Here is a 2,815-nt window from a genome sequence, read left to right on the forward strand (position 1 = left end):
TGCGTATTCCGGTCATGGTGAGCACTCGTTCCGGCTCAAGCCGAGCAGCGATTCCGGCTGATGGCGAGCGGTCGGAGCGTCAGCGACGCTGGGTGGTTCATCCCTTGGCCTGCTTGCGGCCCTTCGTCAAATTTGTCTCCACGTACCGGATGGACTCTCCGCCCAGCTTGATGCGATGGGCGTTGTGGACCAGACGGTCGAGGATGGCGTCGGCGAGCGTCGCGTCGCCGATGACGGCGTGCCAGTCTTTCGGCTCAAGCTGGGATGTCACCACGGTGCTCGCGAGCTGGTAGCGGTCCTCCAGGACTTCGAGCAACTCCTTGCGCTCCGGAGCGCCGAGCGGCTCAAGGCCGAAGTCATCGAGGATGAGCACCTGGGCCTTGGCCAGTCGCTTGAGCACGTGCGCGTAGGTTCCATCGGCGCGCGCCTGGGCGAGCTCATCGAAGAGACGTGAGGCCCGGCGGTACACCACCGAGTAGCCATCCCGACACGCCTTCTGGCCCAGGGCGCATGCGAGGAAGGATTTGCCGACGCCCGTGGGCCCGGTGAGGAGGACATTCTGCTTGTCCGCCGCCCACTTCGAGGTGGACAGCTCCATCACCTGAGTCTTTGCGAGCCCGCGCGCGTGCCCGTAGTCGATGTCTTCCAAGGCCGCGGCCTGGCGCAGGCGCGCGGCGCTCAGCCGAGAGGAGAGTTTCTTGTTCTCTCGGTGCATCCACTCCGCGTCGGCCAGCAGGCCCACCAGGTCGGCTGGGCCAACATCTCGCTCCCCTGGCCTCGCCAACCAGTCGCGCAGGTACGAGGCCATCCCGTGCAGCTTCATCCCGTTGAGTTTCTCCAGCGTCTGTTCCACCAGCATTGGCTTCGTTCCTCATGTCGGTCATGGGGGCTTGCCCGCGCGCGCCAGCTTCTCAGGGCGCGCGCGGGCCCCTTCCGGGTGCGGGTGACCGAGGACTCGCACCAGACGGGAAGTGTCCGCGCACCCAAGGGGCTCCACCGCGGCAGGTGGCGGCGGTGCACCTCGCGGAGCGCGAGAGGTACGTCAGTGGTAGTAGTGGGGGCCGCGCACATTCTCATGGGCGGGCAGGGGCGGCTTCTCCTCGCGCTCCTCCCGCGCGTCCTCCAGGTGGTGCTGGAGGATGGCGGCCACGGACTTGTAGCTGTAGGCCCGGTGACGCACTGCCCTGGCGCACGCCTTCTCCAGCCGCGCCTCTCCGTACTTGTCCTTCAATCGCATGACACCCAAGGCCCCGCGGAAGCCCTGCTCCGGATGGGGTTTTCGCTCCATGAGGCCTTGCACCAACGCGGCCGTGGAAGGGCCCGTCTTCTCCGCCCATGTCAGCAGCCGCGTGGGCGTCCACTCCGCGTGGGCCCGGTGGCTGGCGGGCATGTGCTCCTTCAGCGTGGTGTAGCCCTTGGCGTGCTTGCGCACGTGGCTGGCGACCCGACGGCCCCCGAGGAACACCTCGACGCTCCCCTCCGTGTAGCGGGCCTCCACCTGCTTGTGCGCCAGCGAGTACGGCACGCTGTAGAGGTGCCCCTCCACCTCGACGTGGTAGTCAGGGTGGACGCGCGCCTTCTTCCAGAAGGCCAGCTCGTAGGCGTGTACCGGCAGGGCCTTCAGCACAGGCTTCTCGAGCTCCTCGTACAGCTGGCGACGCGAGCGCCCCACATGCCGCATCGGGCGGCCATTCAGCTTCTCGAGCAACGGCCGTACGGCCTCACGTACCTCGTGCAGGCCACCGAAGCGGTGGTTGCGCAGGACGGCCAGAATCCACCGCTGAGCCACCAGCACCGCGGCCTCCACCTTCGCCTTGTCGCGCGGGCGGCGAGGACGCGCCGGCAGAATGGCGAAGCCGTAGTGCCGGGCCAGGTCGGCGTACGTGGGATTCTCCTCCGGCTCGTAGCGGTGCACGTGGGTGACGCCGGACTTCAAGTTGTCCGGCACCACCAACGCCGGAGTACCGCCAAAGAAGGCCATGGCGCGCACGTGGCAGCCCACCCAGGTGGCCAAATCCTCGGAGTAAACGGGCTCGACGTACGTGTAACTGCTGGCCCCCAGCGTGGCGACGAAGAGCTTCGCTACCCGCACTTCTCCGGTGTCGCGCTCCACCACCTCGACTCCATCCCCGCTGAAGTCCACGAAGAGCTTCTCGCCCGCGCGGTGCTCCTGTCTCATGGTGACACCGAGGACGGACTGCCAGCGCCCATACCGCTCGCAAAACTGGCTGTACTGGTACCCACCCGGGTTGGCCGCCAGGTACTCCTCCCACAACAGCAGCTTGGTAACCCCCTTTCGCTTGAGCTCTCGATGCACCTGCGCCCAGTCCGGCTCCGGCCGGTGCGCAACCCCCTTGCCCTCGGCAGGGAAGAGAAGCGCGGTGAGCGCCGCGTCGTCGTCCAGCTCCGGCGGCAGCGGCCAGTCTCCCACCCCTGCTACCCGCGCTCGCCCCAGGTACTCGCACACCGTCCCATTCCCTATGCCCAGACTCGTGGCGATGTTCCTCGTCGACAGCTTCGACGCGAACCGCAACCGCAACACCTCTCTCAACTTGCGCACCGCCAGCCTCTCTTGGGCCATCTCCACCTCCTCGAAGGAGGTGGAGGCGAGACCCTGCTGCCCAGTGCCGTCAACGCTCCGTACCGTTCCCGACTGTGCTCACCATGTCCGGAACGGGTGCTCACCATGCCCGGAACGGGTGCTCACCTCGGGCCGGAATCGGTGCTCACCATGCCCGGAACGGGTGCTCACCATGCCCGGAACGGGTGCTCACCTCGGGCCGGAATCGGTGCTCACCATGGTCCGGTACACGCA

General features: G+C 67.2%; 2 protein-coding genes. Both read right to left on the reverse strand.

Annotated features, from left to right (window positions below):
* Positions 1 to 97: 97 nt before the first annotated feature.
* Positions 98 to 859 carry an IS21-like element helper ATPase IstB gene (gene istB / locus FMQ63_RS36985; RefSeq protein ID WP_011552247.1) on the reverse strand — a complete coding sequence of 254 codons (762 nt, stop codon included), beginning with the start codon at positions 857 to 859 and terminating at the stop codon, positions 98 to 100.
* 183 nt (positions 860 to 1,042) lie between these two features.
* Positions 1,043 to 2,581, reverse strand: coding sequence for an IS21 family transposase (istA, locus tag FMQ63_RS36990; protein ID WP_011552246.1), 1,539 nt, complete (start codon positions 2,579 to 2,581; stop codon positions 1,043 to 1,045).
* Between the last annotated feature and the right edge of the window lie 234 nt (positions 2,582 to 2,815).

The organism is Myxococcus sp. CA005 (genome assembly GCF_006518205.1).
Lineage (GTDB): Bacteria > Myxococcota > Myxococcia > Myxococcales > Myxococcaceae > Myxococcus > Myxococcus xanthus.